General features: G+C 68.4%; 14 protein-coding genes. 9 read left to right on the forward strand and 5 right to left on the reverse strand.

Annotated elements, in window-relative coordinates; all coding sequences use genetic code 11:
- Positions 1-4 precede the first annotated feature (4 nt).
- From DACI_RS16955 to DACI_RS16965, 3 genes are read left to right on the forward strand one after another with little or no spacing between them, the layout of a single operon-like run.
- A complete protein-coding gene (locus DACI_RS16955; protein WP_012205206.1) occupies positions 5-3,202 on the forward strand; it encodes an efflux RND transporter permease subunit in 3,198 nt (1,065 codons plus the stop codon).
- Positions 3,199-4,668, forward strand: coding sequence for an efflux transporter outer membrane subunit (locus tag DACI_RS16960; protein WP_012205207.1), 1,470 nt, complete (start codon positions 3,199-3,201; stop codon positions 4,666-4,668). The genes DACI_RS16955 and DACI_RS16960 overlap by 4 nt, the downstream gene beginning before the upstream one ends.
- Positions 4,669-4,718: 50 nt before the next feature.
- The gene (locus DACI_RS16965; RefSeq protein WP_012205208.1) at positions 4,719-5,048 is read left to right on the forward strand and encodes an antibiotic biosynthesis monooxygenase family protein; all 330 of its coding nucleotides are present in this window, start codon (positions 4,719-4,721) and stop codon (positions 5,046-5,048) included.
- Here DACI_RS16965 and DACI_RS16970 read toward each other — a convergent pair.
- A complete protein-coding gene (locus DACI_RS16970; protein WP_043783480.1) occupies positions 5,033-6,145 on the reverse strand; it encodes a DUF72 domain-containing protein in 1,113 nt (370 codons plus the stop codon). The two genes, DACI_RS16965 and DACI_RS16970, sit on opposite strands and share 16 nt — an antisense overlap.
- Positions 6,146-6,442: 297 nt before the next feature.
- On the opposite strand from DACI_RS16970, the gene DACI_RS16975 reads away from it, so the two are divergent.
- From DACI_RS16975 to DACI_RS16990, 4 genes are all read left to right on the forward strand, one after another.
- Positions 6,443-7,570, forward strand: a complete 1,128-nt coding sequence (locus DACI_RS16975; protein ID WP_012205210.1) for an RCC1 domain-containing protein — start codon at positions 6,443-6,445, stop codon at positions 7,568-7,570.
- 23 nt (positions 7,571-7,593) lie between these two features.
- Entirely contained in the window at positions 7,594-9,330 is a 1,737-nt protein-coding gene (locus DACI_RS16980; protein WP_012205211.1) for a multicopper oxidase family protein, read from the forward strand.
- Positions 9,331-9,509: 179 nt separating this feature from the next.
- A complete protein-coding gene (locus tag DACI_RS16985) occupies positions 9,510-11,870 on the forward strand; it encodes a Tex family protein (protein WP_012205212.1) in 2,361 nt (786 codons plus the stop codon).
- A 28-nt stretch (positions 11,871-11,898) separates the two neighbouring features.
- Entirely contained in the window at positions 11,899-12,738 is an 840-nt protein-coding gene (locus DACI_RS16990; RefSeq protein WP_012205213.1) for an HDOD domain-containing protein, read from the forward strand.
- Positions 12,739-12,758: 20 nt separating this feature from the next.
- On the opposite strand, the gene DACI_RS16995 is transcribed toward DACI_RS16990, so the two are convergent.
- From DACI_RS16995 to DACI_RS17010, 4 genes are all read right to left on the reverse strand, one after another.
- Positions 12,759-13,991 carry an SEL1-like repeat protein gene (locus DACI_RS16995; RefSeq protein WP_012205214.1) on the reverse strand — a complete coding sequence of 411 codons (1,233 nt, stop codon included), beginning with the start codon at positions 13,989-13,991 and terminating at the stop codon, positions 12,759-12,761.
- A 39-nt stretch (positions 13,992-14,030) separates the two neighbouring features.
- The gene (locus tag DACI_RS17000) at positions 14,031-15,668 is read right to left on the reverse strand and encodes a DUF4384 domain-containing protein (RefSeq protein WP_034392811.1); all 1,638 of its coding nucleotides are present in this window, start codon (positions 15,666-15,668) and stop codon (positions 14,031-14,033) included.
- Positions 15,669-15,908: 240 nt separating this feature from the next.
- Positions 15,909-16,331 (reverse strand): hypothetical protein, encoded by a 423-nt coding sequence (locus DACI_RS17005; RefSeq protein ID WP_012205216.1) that lies wholly within the window; start codon positions 16,329-16,331, stop codon positions 15,909-15,911.
- Positions 16,332-16,429: 98 nt separating this feature from the next.
- Positions 16,430-16,915 (reverse strand): hypothetical protein, encoded by a 486-nt coding sequence (locus DACI_RS17010; protein ID WP_012205217.1) that lies wholly within the window; start codon positions 16,913-16,915, stop codon positions 16,430-16,432.
- 657 nt (positions 16,916-17,572) lie between these two features.
- On the opposite strand from DACI_RS17010, the gene DACI_RS17015 reads away from it, so the two are divergent.
- A complete protein-coding gene (locus DACI_RS17015) occupies positions 17,573-18,352 on the forward strand; it encodes a LuxR C-terminal-related transcriptional regulator (protein WP_012205218.1) in 780 nt (259 codons plus the stop codon).
- Positions 18,353-18,427: 75 nt separating this feature from the next.
- Positions 18,428-19,345, forward strand: coding sequence for a sensor histidine kinase (locus tag DACI_RS17020; RefSeq protein ID WP_012205219.1), 918 nt, complete (start codon positions 18,428-18,430; stop codon positions 19,343-19,345).
- Positions 19,346-19,387 lie beyond the last annotated feature (42 nt).

The following is a 19,387-nucleotide window of genomic DNA, read 5'->3' on the forward strand; positions in this document are numbered from 1 at the left end:
TCACATGGCTCAGTTCTTCATCAACCGGCCCATCTTCGCGTGGGTCATCGCCATCGTCATCATGCTGGGCGGCGCGCTGTCCATCTTCACGCTGCCGCTGGAGCAATACCCCGACATCGCGCCGCCGCGCGTGACCATCGGCGCGCAGTACACGGGCGCCTCGGCCGAGACGGTCGAGAACTCGGTGACCCAGATCATCGAGCAGCAGCTCAAGGGCATCGACAACATGCTCTACATGAGCTCCACGTCCGACGCCTCGGGCCGTGCGCGCACCACGCTGACCTTTGCGCCGGGCACCAACATCGACGTGGCCCAGGTGCAGGTGCAAAACAAGCTGCAGTCCGCCGTGAACCGCCTGCCCGACGCCGTCAAGAGCCGGGGCGTGTTCGTGAACAAGGGCGGCCAGGACTTCCTGGTCACCTACAGCTTCTTCTCCAAGGACCCGGCCATGACCGCGGTCGATATCGGCGACTACCTGACCAGCAACCTGGTCGATGTGATCGGCCGCCTCGACGGCGTGGGCGATGTCAACGTCTTCGGCACCAACTATGCGATGCGCATCTGGATGGACCCGGCCAAGATGGAGAAGTACGCGCTGATGCCGTCGGACCTGGTCAATGCGCTGAACTCGCAGAACGCCCAGGTCTCGGCCGGCCAGCTGGGCGCGCTGCCCGCCGTCTCCGACCAGCAGCTGAACGCCACCATCACGGCGCGCACCAAGCTCAAGACGGTGGAGCAGTTCGAAGATATCGTGCTCAAGTCCTCGCTGGACGGCTCGGTGGTGCTCATGAAGGACGTGGCCCGCGTGGAGCTGGGCGCCGACAACCTGACCATCAAGGCCAAGCTCAACGGACTGCCCGGCGCGGGCATGGGCATCGTGCTGGCCGATGGCGCCAATGCCATGCAGGTGGCCGACACCATCGCCGCCAAGCTGGCCGAGCTCAAGCCGTTCTTCCCCAACGAGATCGACTACTTCGTCAGCTCGGACTCCACGCCCTTCGTGCGCGCCTCCATCAAGGAAGTGGTCAGCGCGCTGGGCGAGGCCATGATCCTCGTGGTCATCGTGATGTTCATCTTCCTGCAGAACTTCCGCGCCACGATGATCCCCGCCATCGCCGTGCCCGTGGTGCTGCTGGGCACCTTCGGCGTGCTGTCGCTGGCCGGGTACTCGATCAATACGCTGACCATGTTCGCCATGGTGCTGGCCATCGGCCTGCTGGTGGACGATGCCATCGTCGTGGTGGAGAACGTCGAGCGCGTGATGCACGAGACGGGCATGTCGCCCAAGCAGGCCACGCGCCAGTCCATGCGCGAGATCACGCCGGCCCTGGTGGGCATCGGCGTGACGCTGTCGGCCGTGTTCGTGCCCATGGCGTTCTTCGGCGGCTCCACGGGCGTGATCTACCGGCAGTTCTCCATCACCATCGTCGCGGCCATGGCGCTGTCGGTGTTCGTGGCGCTGACGCTGACGCCTGCGCTGTGCGCCACGCTGCTCAAGCCGCCCGCAGCGGGCGGGGCAGGGCATGACCGCCCCATCCGCAGCGGCATCCTGGGGGTGAATGACCGGTTCTTCCGCTGGTTCAACCACCATTTCGACGCCACGGCCGCGCGCTACCAGGGCACGGTGGCCTACTCGCTGCGCCGCGCCAAGCGCATGATGCTGATCTTCCTGGCCGTCTGCGGCGTGGTCTGGCTGCTGATGGCGCGCCTGCCCACTTCCTTCCTGCCGGACGAGGACCAGGGCTTCGTCTTCGTCAACATCAACCTGCCTTCGGGCGCGGCCGATACGCGGCTGCAGGGCGTGCTCGACGAGGTGCGCGACTACTTTGCCAAGCAGCCCGACGTGGTGAGCTTCTACCAGGTCTCGGGCCTGAACGGCGACCAGGCCTCGGCACGCGCCTTCGTGCGGCTGAAGACCTGGGAGGAGCGTCCGCTGCCCGGCCAGTCGGCCTCCGAGATCGCGCACCGCGCGACCAAAGACCTGTCCTCCATCCGCGATGCGCGCGTGCTGGTCGTGCTGCCGCCGGCCGTGCGCGGCCTGGGCTCCAGCTCGGGCTTCAACTTCATGATCAAGGACATGAACGGCCTGGGCCACCAGGTGCTGCTGGAGGCCAAGGAGAAATTCCTGACCGAGGCCCGCAAGCGCCCCGAGCTCACCAATCTGCGCATGACCAACCTGGAAGACGCCAGCGAGCTGCGCCTGGACATCGACGACCGCAAGGCCGCCGCACTGGGCCTGTCGTACACCGACATCAACAGCGTGCTGTCCAGCGCCATGGGCGGCACCTATGTCAACGACTTCCTGAACAACGAGCGCGTCAAGCGCGTCTACATCCAGGGCGATGCGCCGCACCGCATGCTGCCCCAGGACATCGCCAAATGGACGGTGCGCAACGCCAAGGGCGAGATGGTGCCGTTCAGTTCGTTCTCCAGCAGCTACTGGGCCTACGGCTCGCCACAGCTCATGCGCTACAACGGCAACCCGGCCTACGAAATGGAAGGCCGCGCCGCCTCCGGCGTCAGCTCGGGCACGGCCATGCAGATCGTGGAGGACATCCTGCGCACCCTGCCGGCCGGCATAGGCTACGAGTGGACCGGCGCCTCGCTGCAGGAGCGCCAGTCCGGCGCCCAGGCGCCGCTGCTGTACGCCATCTCCATCCTCTTCGTGTTCCTGTGCCTGGCGGCGCTGTACGAAAGCTGGACCGTGCCGCTGTCGGTGATGCTGGCCGTGCCGCTGGGCGTGGTGGGCGCGCTGGCCGCCACCTACACGCGCGGGCTGACGAACGACGTGTACTTCCAGGTGGGCCTGCTGACCACGGTGGGCCTGGCGTCCAAGAACGCCATCCTGATCGTGGAATTTGCGGTGCAGCTGCAGGAGCAGGGCAAGAGCATCTTCGACGCCGTGGTCTCGGCCGTGCGCCTGCGCCTGCGTCCCATCTTGATGACCTCGCTGGCCTTCGGCTTCGGCGTCATTCCGCTGGCCATCGGCACGGGGGCCGGCGCGGGCGGGCGCAATGCCATCGGCACGGCCGTGCTCGGCGGCATGCTGGCCTCCACGGTGCTGGGCATCTTCCTGGTGCCGGTGTTCTTCCTGCTGATCCGCAGCTGGTTCAAGAGCCACTCGCGCACCGAGGACGACGCGCCCCAGCCCACTGCCGGATCACCTGATTCACCGCATACCGCAAAGGAGAGCGCAGCATGAGGCGCCCAACGAATGTCTCCGCACTGGCCGCAGCGGCGGCGCTGGCGGCGCTGCTGACCGGCTGCAACCTCGCGCCGCAGCACCGCACGCCCGACATGCCCGTGCCCGATACCGTGGGCAGCACGGCCGCAATGCCGGCCCAGGCCGACGAGGCCAGCCTGCAGGCCGCCGCCGCGCTGGGCTGGGTGCAGTCCCAGCAGCTGCGCGAGGTCATTGCGCTGGCCCTGGCCAACAACCGCGATCTGCGCGTGGCCGTGGAAAGCATCGAACGCGCGCGTGCCCAGTACGGCATCACGCGCGCCGACCTGCTGCCCAGCGTCAACGCCCAGGCCCAGGCCAGCCGTGCGCGCACGGCCGCCGGCATGACCAGCGCCACCCAGGCGGCCTCGGTCAGCACCCAGTACACGGCCCAGCTGGGCTTTGCCAGCTATGAGATCGACCTGTGGGGCCGCGTGCGCAACCTCAGCGAGGCGGCGCTGCAGCAGTTCCTGCAAAGCGAGCAGAACCGGCGCAATGTGCAGATCGGCCTGGTGGCCGACGTGGCCAACGGCTGGCTCACGCTGGCGGCCGACCAGGCCCGCCTGCAGCTGGCGCGCGAGACCCTGGCCAGCCGTGAGAAAGCCTATGAGCTGACGCGGCGCATGCACGAGATTGGCTCCACATCGGGCCTGGTGCTGGCCCAGAACCAGACCACGGTGGACACGGCGCGCGGCGACGTGGCCAGCTTCACCTCCCAGGTGGAGCGTGACCGCAATGCCCTGCAATTGCTGGTGGGCGGCCCGCTGCCCGATGCCCTGCTGCCCGGCGCCGCCACGCTGCGCGCCGATGCCCGGCCCGCGGCCGCGCTGCAGCCCGTGCCGGCGCCCTTGCCCTCCAGCGTGCTGCTGGTGCGCCCCGACATCCAGGCCGCCGAGAACAACCTGCGCGCCATGGAGGCCAACATCGGCGCCGCACGCGCTGCCATGTTCCCCACCATCAGCCTCACGGCCAGCGTGGGCTCGGGCAGCCGCGAGCTCGATGGCCTCTTTGGCGGCAGCAGCAGCACCTGGAGCTTCATCCCCCTGGTGCGCCTGCCCATCTTCGACGGTGGCCGCAACCGTGCGGGCGTGCAGGTGGCCGAGGCCAACCAGCGCATCGCCATCGCCCAGTACGAGAAGGCCGTACAGACGGCCTTCCGCGAAACCGCCGACGTGCTGGCCGACCGCGCGCAGTGGGACGAGCGCCTGGCCGCCCAGACCAGCATGGTCGCCGCCACGCAAAAGGCCTTCGACCTGTCGGAGGCCCGCTTCAAGGCCGGCGTGGACAACTACCTGACCGTGCTGGATGCGCAGCGCAGCCTCTACACGGCCCAGCAGACCCTGATCGGACTGCGCCTGTCCGAGCAGCTCAACCGCGTCACGCTGTGGAAGGTGCTGGGCGGCGAGCAGGTGCAGGCGTCGTCCGCCTCGGCACCGGCGAATTCCTGAGCGCGGGCGATGTATTGCGCGGTCCCGCAGAACATGCCGCCCCGACCACCATGAGCCCCTTTGCCAACACCCCCGAGCCGCCTTACTACGCCGTCATCTTCTCGTCGCGCAGGACGCCGGACGACGATGATGGCTACGGCCTCATGGCCCAGCGCATGGTGGACCTGGCCTCGCAGCAGCAAGGCTTCCTTGGCGCGGAAAGCACGCGCGGCGAGGACGGTTTCGGCATCACCGTGTCGTACTGGTCCACGGCCGAATCCATTGCGCGCTGGAAGCAGGATGCCGAGCACCTGGTCGCCCAGCAACTGGGCAAGGACGCTTGGTACGAGCACTATGAGTTGCGCGTGGCCCGCGTGGAGCGCGCCTACGGCAAGCGCTGAATCCGGGCCGCCTGCGCTTGCACCACGGCCTCGGCCAGCAGCGCGATGGAGCGCGGCGCGCAGCCTTCGGCATCGTTGCTCACCGTCACAAAGGCGGGCAGCCCGCGGCTGGTGATGCCATCGATGGTCTTGGCGAGGATGGCGCGCGTGTGCACATCGGGCGTGCGGATCTCGTTGAAGGGGTCGTGCTTGGTTTGCGCATCGGGGTAGCCGTAGGCCCCGAACTCGCGGTTCAGGTTCCAGCGGCAGACCAGGGGGCTGGGCCACAGCCGCCGCAGAAAAACCAGTTGCTCTTCGATGGGCGGCATCTTGCCGTGCAGCCCCAGGCAGAAGGTGGCGCCCGCAGCGAGCAGCGTGTCCGCCAGCTCGGGCGTCAAAAGCTCCGGGTCGCGCACTTCCACCGCCACGATGATCTGTGCGCCCAGCGGATGGGCGGCCAGCGCCGCTCGCACCGCGTCCAGCATGGCCTGCAGCCGCGCCAGCAGTTCGGTGGGACGGCTCAGCAGGCCCCAGGTCATCGGACTGAGCTGGAACACCAGCACGCCGAGCTGCTCGCCCAGCCCTTCGAGCGTGGGCTCGACGAAGCTGGTCACGGCCAGATCGGGTTGAAGGAATACGGGGTTCAGCGACATGCCCTTGCCATCCTCGTCGCGGACCTGCGCATCGGTGACCACCGAAGGGCACTTGACCACGAAGCGGAAATCGGCCGGCACCTGGCCCGCGAAGGCCAGGTACTGGCTGGCCGTCAACGGCCTCCAGAAGCTGCGGTCCACGCAGACCGTTCGCATCAGCGGATGCCGGCCATAGGCCTCCAGTCCCTTCTTGGCGAGCACGCTTTTGTCATAGGCGCCATCCCAGATCAAACCTTCCCAGCCCGGGTAGGACCAGGTGGAGACCCCCATGCGCAAGCCCTGCGGAAGCCGGTCCGCCAGCGCCTGCCATTGCAGGGCCTGGGGCGCCAGCTGCACGGCGCCGACGGCCTTGCGGGATGCCGGCTTGCGGCCGCCAGGCGCAGCGCTGGCGGCAGGCGAGGCCGGAGCGGAAGAGGGTGGGGAGGGCGGCGGTGAGGGCGGCGCGCCAAACAGATCGTCTTGCATGGGCTGGAGCATGGATTGTCCATGATGCCGCTGCGCCAGCGCAGCCCGCGTAGGCACTCAGGCCACGCAGGCCCCGGCTGCGATGGCGATGTGCCTGCAGGCCAATGCCGCGTCGCAGGCCTGGGGCGGGATCGATTGACGGAGCCTAAGGCGCTCTTGAGGAATCACAGTTTTCAGTGATTGCCCCCCACCCGCTTCCTTTGAACAATCCGCACTGACACCTCACGGGCAGCTGTACCGCCGTGTCGGGGTGCCCCAAGACACGCGAAACACGCGAAACACGCAAAGGAGAGGGTGATGCTGACCATACAACAGGTAGTGGCGGGCCCGCAGCGGTCCGTGCTCATCACATCGGAGGGCGTATTCGCCTGGGGCAATCTGGAGGTGTTGCGCACTCTGCCCGAAGGCGTGGATGCTGCCGAGGTCTGTGCGCCCGATGCCACGCGCATCGGCCACCGCAGCTTTTCCCAGCCCGTGCCCCAGCGCCTGAGCCCCCGTGGCACGCGTTGGGAGGGGCTGGTGGATGCGGGCCATTCGCTGCTGGCCTGGGCGGATGGCCAGGCCTATGCCGTTGCGCCCCAGGTCCGCGATGCCGCGGGCGCCGTGCCCAGGCCTTTGGCCTTGGGCCGGCAGGATGCCGGGGTGCGGCGCATCTGGGCGAGTGAGCAGCAGGCCTATGTGCAGGACCGCGAAGGCGCACTCTGGGGATGGTCGGATGCCATGCCCGGTGCGCAGCGCGTGCAGGGCCTGCCCTCCGTGCGCAGCGTGTCCGTGGGTATGGGCCATGCGCTGGCGCTGGACGCCAGGGGTCAGGTCTGGTCCTGGGGCGCCAATGCGGCCGGCCAACTGGGGCAGGGCGATCTGGTGCAGCGCAGCCGTGCGCAGCGCGTGGTGCTGCCGCAGGGTGCTGCGGCCGTGGTGGCGGTGGCGGCGGGGGCCACGCACAGCCTGGCGCTGGATGAGAAGGGGCGGCTGTGGGGCTGGGGCTCCAACCACCAGGGCCAGCTGGACCAGGGGCTGCAGGCGGCCTACAGTCCCGGCCCCGTGCGCATTGCCGTGCCTGGGCGCCTCAGCAGTCTGGCGGCGGGCCTGCATTTTTCGGCGGCGACCACGCAGGGCGGGCAGGTGCTGGCCTGGGGCTGGAATGGCCTGGGCCAGCTGGGCCAGGGCGATGCGGCACCCCGCGCGGGCTTTCACGCCGTGCCCGGCCTGGCGGCGGTGCAGCAGATCAGCGTGGGAGGCACGCATGTGCTGGCCCTGGAGCGCGGCGGGCGCTGCTGGGCCTGGGGCGACAACCGCCATGGCGCCTGCCAGGGCCAGGACGGGGCCCAGGCCCAGTCCCGCCCCCATGCGCTGGCCTTGCACGCCCTCAATGACCTGACCGAAACCAACGCAATCGCCGGCACGGCAAAGGAGGCCCTGTGAAGCATCTGCACCAGGAGCATTCAATGCCTGCCCCGGGCCTGAACCGCAGGGCGCTGCTGCAATGGGGCGCCCTGCTGACGGCGGGCGCCGTGCTGCCCGGCTGCGGCGGTGGAGGCGGGCCGCGCGACGATCTGCCCGAGCCGCAGGCGCTGCGCTCCGTCAACGGCGTGCTGGAGCTGCACCTGAACGTGGGCTATGCGTCCATGGACATGGACCTGCCGGACAGCGACATTGCGCGCTGGGCCCGCTATCCGGCCGATCGGCAGCCCGGGCGGCGTCTGGAGCTGCGCAGCTTCAATGGGCGATACACGGCGCCCACGCTGTGGCTGCGCCCCGGCGACACGCTGAAGATGTGGGTGCACAACCAGCTGCCGGCCTCGCCCCAGGGCTCGGACTGGGCGCTGCTCAACCACCAGAACAGCACCAACATGCATTTCCACGGCCTGCACGTGGACCCGCGCGAGATACGGCCCGGCGTGTTTGGCGACTACGTGGTGGACGGGCCGGATGCCGGCATCGCGCCCGGCGCCACGCGCTACCACGAGATCCATCTGCCCGACGACCACAGTTGCGGCATCTACTGGTACCACCCGCATCTGCACGGCGCCACCAATGCCCAGGTCTCCAGCGGCATGTTCGGCGCCATCATCGTGGCCGATGCGCAGGACCCGTTCCGTGCCAGCGTGAACATGCGCGAGCGCGTGCTGTTCGCCCACAAGCTCACCGTCAACGCCAAGGGCCGCACCGATACGCTGGAAGACTCGATGCAGAATCCGGCCGGCGCCTTTTTGCTCAACGGCGCCTACCAGCCCACCATCGTGATGCGGCCCGGCGAGGTGCAGCATTGGCACATCGTCAATCCTTCGTCGTTCTACCCGCTGCATCCCGTGCTCGACGGGCATGTGATGAATGTCTATGGCCGCGACGGCAACCATTACGGCGGCATCTACCGGCCGCTGAGCCGGCAGACGGCCGGGCAGCCGCTGGACATGCGCGACTGGCCCGGCAACTACATCTACCCGGGCGGGCGCCTGTCCATGGTGGTGCAGGCATCGATGGCGCCGGGCGAGTATTTCCTGCGCGCGGCCGCGTGCCCGTCCTTTCACCGGCCAAGCGGCAACGAGCCCTTCGAGGAGGTGCTGGCCCGGGTGGTGGTGCAGGGCGAGCCCGTGCAGGCCCGCGTGCCCGACCCGGCCCTGCTGCGCCGGCCCGGCGACTACACGCCCATCACCGATGCCGAGCTGGCCAGCCATGGTGGCGTGCAGCGCGTCCTGCGCCTGGCCGTGCTGGCCGACGACGAGGACAAGGGCGTGCGCGACCCGGCCCTGGCGCCCATGCCGGCCGGCGAGAGCTGGGTGCTGAAGGTGGGCGGCAACCGATCGGTGTTTGCGGTGGGCACCGAGGCCATGTCGCTGGGCATGTCGCCCATCCATTCCAGCCTCACGCCTGTGCAGACCGTGCCTTTCAATGCGGTGGAGGAGTGGACGGTCTACAACTACAACGGCTACCCGCATCCCTTTCACATCCACGTCAACGATTGCTATGTGGTCAGGGTCAACGGCGCGCCGGTGACGCCGTTCTGGGCCGACACCCTGCCCGTGCCGCCGGGCACGGGCGGCAGCGGGGCGGCGGGGGTCACCAAGGGCAGCATCACCTTTCGCATGCGGTTCGCGGATTTCCACGGCAAGTTCGTCTGGCATTGCCATGCGCTGGACCATGAGGACCTGGGAATGATGCAGATCGTGGATGTGCGGCCCTGAAAGCCGGGCTTGTCCTATCGGCCATTCCCGCGCCCTTCCGGCTTCATGCTGCAAGCCCTTGAATTCATTGGACTGCAAGAAATGCTTGCATTTGCGGGCGGGCCGTGAGCGGCCCGGCCCGAATCGCGTGTGGCACACTTGGCCGCTTTCCGGATTCCACGCCACGGGGCGCCTCTCGAATGCAAAAAATCATTGGCCAAATCGCCGCAGAACTGAATGTCAAGCCGCAGCAAGTGGGTGCTGCGGTCGAATTGCTTGATGGCGGAGCCACGGTTCCGTTCGTCGCCCGCTACCGCAAGGAAGTGACCGGCGGCCTGGACGACGCGCAATTGCGCCAGCTCGACGAACGCCTGGGCTATCTGCGCGAGCTGGAAGACCGCCGGGGCACGGTGCTCAAGGCCATCGACGAGCAGGGCAAGCTGACCGATGCGCTGCGCCTGGCCATTGCCAATGCGCCGACCAAGCAGGAGCTGGAGGACATCTACCTGCCCTTCAAGCAAAAGCGCCGCACCAAGGGCCAGATTGCCAAGGAATTCGGCATCGAGCCGCTGGCCGACAAGCTGTTTGCCGACCCCACGCTGGACCCGCACAAGGAGGCCGAGGCCTTCTGCAAGCCCGCCACCACCCTGGACGACGGCAAGCCGGGCCCCGATTTCTCCACCACCTTCGCCGTGCTCGATGGCGTGCGCGACATCCTGTCCGAGCGCTGGGCCGAAGACCCGGCGCTGGTGCAGAAGCTGCGCGAATGGCTGTGGGAAGACGGCCTGCTGCGCTCCAAGAAGATCGAGTCCAAGAACGAGAACGACCCCGAGGTCGCCAAGTTCCGCGACTATTTCGAGTACGACGAACCGATTGGCCGCGTGCCCTCGCACCGCGCGCTGGCCGTGTTCCGCGGCCGCGCGCTGGAGATCCTCGAAGCCAAGCTGGTTCTTCCCGTGGAGCCCGAGCCCGGCCAGCCCAGCCTGGCCGAAGGCAAGATCGCACTGCACCTGGGCTGGAGCCACGCCAAGCGCGCCAGCGACGATCTGATCCGCAAGTGCGTGGCCTGGACCTGGCGCGTCAAGCTGAGCCTGTCCACCGAGCGCGACCTGTTCTCGCGCCTGCGTGAAGACGCCGAGAAGGTGGCCATCAAGGTCTTTGGCGACAACCTGCGCGACCTGCTGCTGGCCGCGCCTGCGGGCCAGCGCGCCGTCATCGGCCTGGACCCGGGCATCCGCACGGGCGTCAAGGTGGCCGTGGTGGACAGCACGGGCAAGCTGGTGGACACCACCACCATCTACCCGCATGAGCCGCGCCGCGACTGGGACGGCTCCCTGGCCGTGCTGGCCCGCCTGGTCGAAAAGCACCAGATCAACCTGATTGCCATCGGCAACGGCACGGCCAGCCGCGAGACGGACAAGCTGGCGGCCGACCTGATCAAGATCGCCAGCAAGGCCGACCGCCAGATCGAGAAGGTCGTGGTCAGCGAGGCCGGCGCTTCCGTGTATTCCGCCAGCGAGTTCGCCTCGCAGGAAATGCCCGATGTGGACGTGAGCCTGCGCGGCGCCGCCAGCATTGCGCGCCGCCTGCAGGACCCGCTGGCCGAGCTGGTCAAGATCGACCCCAAGAGCATCGGCGTGGGCCAGTACCAGCACGACGTGAACCAAAGCGAGCTGGCGCGCCAGCTCGACGCCGTGGTCGAGGACTGCGTGAACTCCGTGGGCGTGGACCTGAACACGGCCTCGGCGCCGCTGCTGTCGCGCGTCTCGGGCCTGTCGGGCAGCGTGGCCAAGTCGGTGGTGCGCTGGCGCGATGCCAACGGCTCCTTCAAGAGCCGCAAGCAGCTGATGGAGGTGGCCGGCCTGGGCGCCAAGACCTTCGAGCAGTCCGCAGGCTTTCTGCGCATCCGCGGCGGGGACAACCCGCTGGACATGACGGGCGTGCACCCGGAAACCTATCCCGTGGTCGAACGCATCATTGCCACCACGGGCAAGAGCGTGGACCAGCTCATGGGCCGCTCCGAGGTGCTCAAGGGCCTGAAGGCCGAGCAGTTCGTGAGCGAGCAGTTCGGTGCCATCACCATCAAGGACATCCTGGGCGAGCTGGAAAAGCCCGGCCGCGACCCGCGCCCGGACTTCGTCGTCGCCCGCTTCAATGACGGCGTGGAAGACATCAAGGACCTCAAGGAAGGCATGACGCTGGAGGGCACGGTCAGCAACGTGGCCCAGTTCGGCGCCTTCGTGGACCTGGGCGTGCACCAGGACGGCCTGGTCCACGTCAGCCAGATGAGCCACAAGTTCATCGAGGACGCGCGCGAGGTCGTCAAGACCGGCCAGATCGTCAAGGTCAAGGTGCTGGAGGTCGATGTGGCGCGCAAGCGCATCAGCCTGACCATGAAGCTGGATGCGGCGCCCGCGCGCCGCGATGGCCCCCGTGACAACCGCTTCGAGAGCGCAGGCCGGGGCAGCCAGGGCCATCAGGGCGGCCAGCGCCGCGCGCCCGAGCCGGCGCAGCAGTCGGCCATGGCCTCGGCCTTCGCCAAGCTGCAGACCCGCAAGTAAGGCCGGGCAGGGCAAGGCAGGAAACGCGATGGCTGCGCACGCACTGGATCTGCAGACGCTGTTGACCCAGACGCTGGCCCTGCCGGCGCAGCCGCGCATTGTGGCCCTGCTGCTGCGCGAGCTGGTGCCCGAGCAGCCCAGCCTGCGCCGGCTGAGCCAGCTGTTCGCGGCCGATCCCGCGCTGGCTGCCGGGCTGCTGGCGCAGGCCAACGGCCCGGTCTTCGGCATGGCGGGCCGTGTCACCGGCATTCCCGAGGCGCTGGCCCTGCTGGCGCCCGCGCAGTTGCGACAGATCGTGCGGGGCATGCCGCTGGGCGTGGGCACGCATGCCGTGCCGGGCGTGGCCATGCCGGCCTTCTGGCGCTACAGCGTGGATGCCGCACGCGTGGCCCGCGCGCTGGCCGGCACGGTGCAGGCCAGCCCTACGGCGGCCTATGCGGCAGGCCTGCTGCACGGGCTGGGCGAGCTGGCCATGCACATGATCGATCCCGGCCGCGCGGCCACCATCTCCGAGCTGGTCGATCCGCTGGACCCGCGCCGTGCCGAAGTGGAGATGCGGCTGTGCGGCTACGCATACAGCCATGTCAGCGCAGGCCTGGCCCGGCGCTGGAACCTTCCGCCGCTGCTGGCCGACGCGCTGCAGCACCTGCACGCGCCGCTGGCCCAGCCCGGCTTCGATCCCCTGGCCTGCGTGCTGCACATCGCCGCCTGGCGCGCCCGATCGCGCGAGGCGCAATGGGGCGAGCGCGCGCTGGCCGTGAGCTTTCCCGGCGAAGTGGGGGTGGCTCTGGGCCTGGACATCGACATGGTGCTGCGCCAGGACCCGGTGGACTGGATGGCCGACACGGGCCTGGATGTGCTGCTTTAGGGCAGGACCCGGGGCCAGCGTCAGTTCCGGTGCCAGGGCGCCGGCACCATGTCGAAAAGCGGCGTGGGGTCGCGCCGGTAGGGCGCGGGGCTGATGGGTGCCATGGGCTGCATGGTCATGGGGTCGATGCGTGCCAGCTGCTGCATCCAGCCAATGTCCACACCGCCGCCCTGTGCGGGGCGCGAATAGATCAACTCCAGCATGCGCCGCGATGCCACATGGCCGTGGGACGCCGCCTGCTGGTACAGGCGCAGGGCCTCGGTGTAGTTGGCCGGCACGCCTTCGCCACGGTGATAGCGTTGGGCCTGCTCCCACTGCTGCTGGGCCGTGACGGGCTGGCGCACCTGGATGTCCTGCTCGCTGGGCGAGCCCCGCAACTGCGGCGTGCGCTGCAGCCGTTGCGGCCCCTGCGCCGCAGGCGGGGCAGACGTGCCCTGGGCCGACACCAGCTGGCCTGCGGGCCGCATGCGGTCGCCCAGCATCTGCGCATTGGCCGCCGCGCTGGATGAGCGTGGCGCCGCCGCGCGGAACTGGCGCAGGGCGGCCTCGGGCTCGTCCTGCGCGAGCAAGGCCAGGCCCCATTCCAGCTGGGCGCCAGGGCTGCCCGAACGCGCCGCGCGCTGCAACAGCTCCTGGTCGGGCGTGCCTGCCACGGTCAAGGCCTCGCCCACGGGCTCGGCCGTGGACAGCGGCGCCAGGCGCCGGGCCAGCAGCCATTCCAGGTATTGCGCACGGGCCGGGTCGGTCTTGGCCAGCTGGGCGATCCAGGGCCTTGCGGCCGGCGGATCGGGGGGCTGGCCGCAGCCGTCCATGGCGCACCAGGCCAGTCCCGCGCTGGCCAGCGGATGGCCGGCGCGCTGGGCACGCTCGAACCAGGTCCTGGCCTGCGGCCCGTCCTGGGCCATGGCAATGCCATGCAGTGCCAGCAGGCCCATGACCCATTGCGCCTCGCGCTGCGTGGCCGGGCTCACGCCCTTGCCTTCGGCGCGGCTGCGCAGTTGGGACAGGGCCCGTTGCTGGGCGGTATCCGAGTTCGAAGTGATGTTGCTGGTGCCCGGCTGGGAGCCGTACACGCTGGCCGTCGCCACCCGGATGGGCATGACCGGCGTGAAGCGTGCTGCCGCCTGCACATGCGGCAGCACGGCGGGCGCCAGACCGGGCAGCACCACCAGCAGCCCGGGCAGCACAAGCCTGGCGGTCAGGCGCAGCCCGCGGCGCCGCCGCGGCGAGGTTTCATGAGCGCTGGAGGGCATGGCAGGTGCCTCTGGTTGGCTTGTGGTCCGCACCGTGCATCAGCGCTTGGCCTGGGCCGGCACCACCTGCCAGAAGCGGGCCGAGCCGGTGTACCCGTCTGCGCCCAGCGAGCTGGCCATGTACTGGTTGACATCCTCCAGGGAGCGCATGCCCGGGATGGCGATGAAGGCCTTGCCCTGCAGCAGCGTGGGCAGCTTGTCGGTCATGTTCTGCTCGGTGGCGAAGCAGGCCACGCCTTCCTTGCCGGGAGGGCCGGCGTTGATCACATAGCCGGGGTTGGGGCTCATCCAGTCGGGCAGGCGCACGGACTGGGCGGCGGTGATCCAGCCCGAGCGGTTCACGTCGTTGGGCACCAGCCGGGTGACCTCGCCATCGGCGCCCGCCATGAAGCACGACAGGTAGGAGGCACGCGACACGGTGGTGGACAGGAAGAGCTGCTCACCCGTCTCGAAGGAGGTGCGGGTGGGCGTGATGTTCTCCACCCACAGGTCCAGCTTGCGGTCGGGCGCGGGGGCGCCGTAGCGGTAGTCGCCCGTGCCCACGGCCACGTTCTCGGAGGCGGTGGTGACCGGCGCTGCGCTCTTGGTGTTCCAGCCAATGCGCGTGATGTGCCCATCGGCGCCCACGGCCACGAAGTCGCGCAGTGCGCGTTCGTAGGTGTTGAAGTCCACCACGCCGCTGACCACCATGCCGCTGTCGGCCTGGAAGCGCCCTATGGCCTCGCGCCACTGCGGGTTGCCTGCGGTGAAGGCCGGGGCGTCCGGCGGCAGATAGCCCTTGCTGATCAGCGACTGGCGCACCAGTTCCTGGTGGATGCCGGCTTCGCCTTCCTCGTACCAGTCGCGCAGCTGGCGCTGGAAGTCGGGGTGGGTCTGGTCCAGCGTCAGGCACTGCCAGTAGGGCAGGCGCGACCATTTGCCCAGCAGCTCGATCATGCCCAGCTCGACCAGGGTGCGCACGGCCGGGCCCGAGCCCTGGGCATAGTCGCGGCCCACGCTGAACTGCACGCCGTAGGTGCCGATGCGGCCGGACAGGTCCAGCCCCTGGCTGCCGTTGCCGATGACGACCTCGTTGGCCGAATCCAGGCCCGGGATGATGGTGCGCGTGCGGAAGTCGCCCAGGTGCAGCTCCATGCCCAGCACGGCACCGCTGCGGTTGGCGCTGTAGCCGGTTTCCAGGCGCGAGGCGCTGGTGCCTATGTCCACGTTGTTGCGCAGCACGTTCTGGTCCATGAAGGACACGGCGCCCGACACATACAGGGCAGGGCGCTGCAGCTGGATCTGGTTGTTGTTGAGCAAGATGGTGGTGAGGTTCTGCACCGTATCCTGGCGAGCGATGTCCACCTCATAGTCCACGTAGCGGAAGGCACTGCTGACGCGCGACATCTGGGACAGGGCGGTGACCACCATCTCCTTGGCGGCCACGGCCACGCGGCCCGAGTAGTCGGGCAGCTGCTTGCTGGTGATCAGCACCGTGGGCATGTGGCTGTTGCGGAACATCCTGTCCATGCACATCAGCGAGTCGGAAAAGCTCGATATCGAGCGCACCGGCCGCACCACGGGGCGGTCGGCCGCATAGACCTTGTCCAGGTACTTGGCGTCCTTGCGCGCATCCAGCGGCGCGCAGCCCGACAGCAGCACGATGGAGGCCGAGACGGCGCAGGCAATGGCCCGCATGCAACCCTGTCTGCCGGACCATCGCTGGCGGAAAGTCCCACGGTCGTCCGCATGGCCGCCGAGTGCCGGCTGCAGCGCGGCATCGGGGCGGGGAAGTCCTGGCGATGGAAGGCGGTTGCGCATGATGGACCTCTGCTGGAAAACGGCGAGCCAGGGCACAGGCGCGCACGGGCGTCGGCGCCGGAAAATGGGGGATCGAGAAATGGTGGGCGGCCCGAAGGCTGGCCGCCCTGTGTCGCGCTAGCGGCAGACGTTGACCAGGTCGCCCTTGAGGACCACGATCTGGTCCTTGGTCTGGGGCCCATAGCGGTTGAATGCGCTGGCGTTGGTGTTGCTGGCCAGGTCCTGGGTGCAGGTGCGCTGCATGCCCGTGCTGCTCGTCGTGGTCGTGGTCACCACGTTCGCCTCGGTGGAGATGCCGGGCGCATTGGTCATGGACATGGCTTCGTAGCGCGCGATCTTGGCCTTGACATTGATGGGGATGTCGGTGACGGTGTCCAGCCCCGACGATGTCGGCTGCTTGGCCGTGGGCAGCCTGAGGTAGTCGACGGGCTTGTTCAGCACCACCGGGTCTTCGCCGGGGGCCGCTGCATGAAGGGGGTTCGCTCCGAGGGCGAGCCAGGCCAATAGGGCAGCCGAACAGAGATGGGCGGCGGTGTGCATGGTGGGCTCTCCTGGTGCGGTGAGCTGGGTCTTCGCCGGGAAGGTGCCGCCGGGTGGCCTGGGGCCGCCCGGCAGTTTCCTTCGTCCGGCAGCCAGGCTCAGTGGTTGTTGTAGCAGGTCACGCAGCCGTTGTTGCTGGAGATGTTCTGCACTGCCATGGAACCGTTGCCGGCGTAGTTGATGATGCCGGAGTTCTTGGCAGCCACCACCTGGATCGAAGTGCTCTTCACGTCCACTTCGCCATAGTTGGAGGCCAGGTTGTTGACGGCCACTGCGCTATAGCCATCGGCCTTGTTCAGGATGCCGCTGCCGGTGGCTGCGACGACCTGCAGCGAGCTGCCACTGCGATCGATGGTCACGTTGCCTGCATTGCTGGCCAGGTTCTGGGAGGCCTTGCCACCACCCGTTGCCACGTTCAGCACGCCGCTCCTGTTCAGCAGGGTGACCTGAACGCTGGGGCCATTGATTTCGATCTGGGAGCTGCTGCTGCCGCCGCCGCTGCCGCCACCGCCGCCACCACCCATGGGGCCTGCCATGGCAGCTGTTGCGATCAAGCTCAGGGAAAGAATTGCAAGCGATTTCATGATGGCTCCTTGATGAAGAATCGGACTATCAGGAAGAGGTGTGTAAGCACCCGTTTTGCAGACACTTTGCGGAGGTTTCCGGCTTTGTCTCCCTGGACCCCTGCTCGTTGTCTGGACTCCAATGTGCTCGGGGAGATCCGTCCATTCCATCTCTTGTCCGGGGTAGCCATGAGCGCTGATCCACTTGCCGGGTACTTACCCGCCCAAGCCGTTTGCAGGCAGGCTGCATCGCGTTAAAGCGGCAGCCATGCGCGATGAATGGATCTGGGTAGTTTCAAGGTGTAACGACAGAAAATTCACGATTGCAGCTTTGCTTGGGGTCGCCGTCCAGACGGGGGCGGGGGCGTTTGGGCAACCTGGTGTATCGAAGTGCACGCACCTGAGGTCGGCGGCGGCAACAAGGGCAGGATCGGCCTTTGTAACAGGGCGGGATTGAAGGCGTGGTGCGCGGCGTCTGGATCCGCAAGATCTGCCGGACCGGCGCTCAGGAAACTCCGTAGTCGATTCCTCACACAAAGGTGTTAATTTGTAATCTACGCAATCTTTCACAAACTTCGTCAAAGATTCTGGATATCGGTTGCGATTTCTCTTAATGTGGAAAGGCAAGTCTGTGATCGGTTGCGTCATACACATGGCGTGACATTTGAGGAGAGCAGCATGAATCCATCCGACGTTCCCGCCGATGCCCGTCCCCTGATCGCCGAGTCCCCTCGCGCCCAGGGCATGCTGGGCACAGGTCTGAGCTCTGCCATGTGGCCCGACTACCTGGCGGGCCAGCCCGACAAGCCCGTGCGGGTGCTGCTGGTGGACGACGATGCCCATATCCGCATGGTCATTGCGCAGGAAATCATGAACGACCCGCGCACCCTGGTCGTGGCCCAGGCCGGCAGCGTGCGCGACGGGCGCAAGGCCATCCGCCAGCATGAATTCGACGTGATGCTGGTGGACCTGAACCTGGGTGATGGCGAGGGCTTCGAGCTGCTGGACATGATGAAGACCGTGCGGCCCACGGCCGAGGCCGTCATCATCTCCGTGATGGAAAACGACGAACAGGTGCTGCGCGCCTTCGAGCTGGGCGCCACGGGCTACCTCGTCAAGAACTCCTGGTTCGGCAACTATCCGCAGGCCGTGCTGCAGGTGGCCAATGGCGGCGCATCCGTCACTCCCAGCCTGGCGCGCAGATTGCTGCAGCGCTTCGACAAGACCCAGGGCGCCGAGCCCAAGCGCCGCACGCCTGACGAGGCAGACCGCCTGTCCACCCGCGAGCGCGAGGTGCTGCGCATGGTCGCCAGCGGCTATACCAGCGCCGAGATCGGCTCGCGCCTGATGATCAGCGCCATGACGGTCAACACGCACATCAAGAACATCTACCGCAAGCTGCAGGTGCGCACACGCGCCCAGGCGGTACGCTTTGCATCGCTGCGCGGCCTGTTCTGATCTTGGGGCGGCGTCCTGCCCGCAGCGGCCTGCCGCCGCCCGGGCCATGGCGGCCGCGCCTGGCACGGCTTGGCCATGAAAGATCCCCTTCGCACGCTGGCCATCTGCCTGGCCCTGGGCCTGCTGCAGATGCTGGGCCTGTGCGCCTGGCTCTGGCAGGCGGGCGCCCAGGCCCCGCCGTGGCTGAGCCTGGCCAGCTTGGCCCTGCTGGTATCCACGGCGCTGCTGTGCGCCATGGGTGCCCGGAGACTGCACAGGCTGCTGCTGTGGCGGCGCCGGCGCAGTCCCCGGCCCTCGCGCGAAGTGCAGGCCGAGCGCCGGCGCATTGCCGCCGACCTGCACGACGGCGTGGGCGGGCTGCTGGTGCATGCCATGGCCTTGCTGGACCCGCGCGAGACCCGCCAGCGCCAGGCGCAGGAACTGCTGGAGCAGGCATTGCTGGACCTGCGGCTCATGGTGGATGCCATGGACGCCATGGAAGACGCCTTGCCCGTGCGGCTGGCGCGCCTGCGCCACCGGCTGCAGCCCGTGCTGGACCGGCGCGGCATGCGCATCTGCTGGAGCGTGGCCGATCCGCATGCCGCCGCCGGGCTGAGCGGGGCGCCGGACCTGCCAGTCTTGCAAGACCTGCCAGACCTGCCGCGTGGCCAGCCGTCCCAGCAGTTGCTGGCCATCGCCCAGGAGGCCGTGAGCAATGCGCTGCAGCATGCGCGCGCCACCACGCTGTGGCTGGTGCTGGAGCCGGTGGATCGTGCAGATGCTGCAAGCCCTGGCCGCGATGCCCGGCGTGCATTGCACTGGGAACTGCGCGTGGAAGATGACGGCTGCGGCCTGCCTTCCGACCCCGGCCCTGGCCCTGCGCAGGGTGCCATCCCGCCTGGCCTGCAGGGCATGGGCCTGGCAGGCATGCATCGCCGCGCCCATGCCATCGGGGCTGTGCTGGATATCCTGCCGCGGGCCGGTGGGGGGACCGTGGTGCGTGTGCGCTGGTGATCGGGCCGATGCGCCGGCGGCAACGGCGTTCCGGCAATTGCG

Origin of the sequence: Delftia acidovorans SPH-1, assembly GCF_000018665.1 — a bacterium.
In the GTDB taxonomy this organism is placed as follows: Bacteria; Pseudomonadota; Gammaproteobacteria; order Burkholderiales; family Burkholderiaceae_C; genus Comamonas; species Comamonas acidovorans.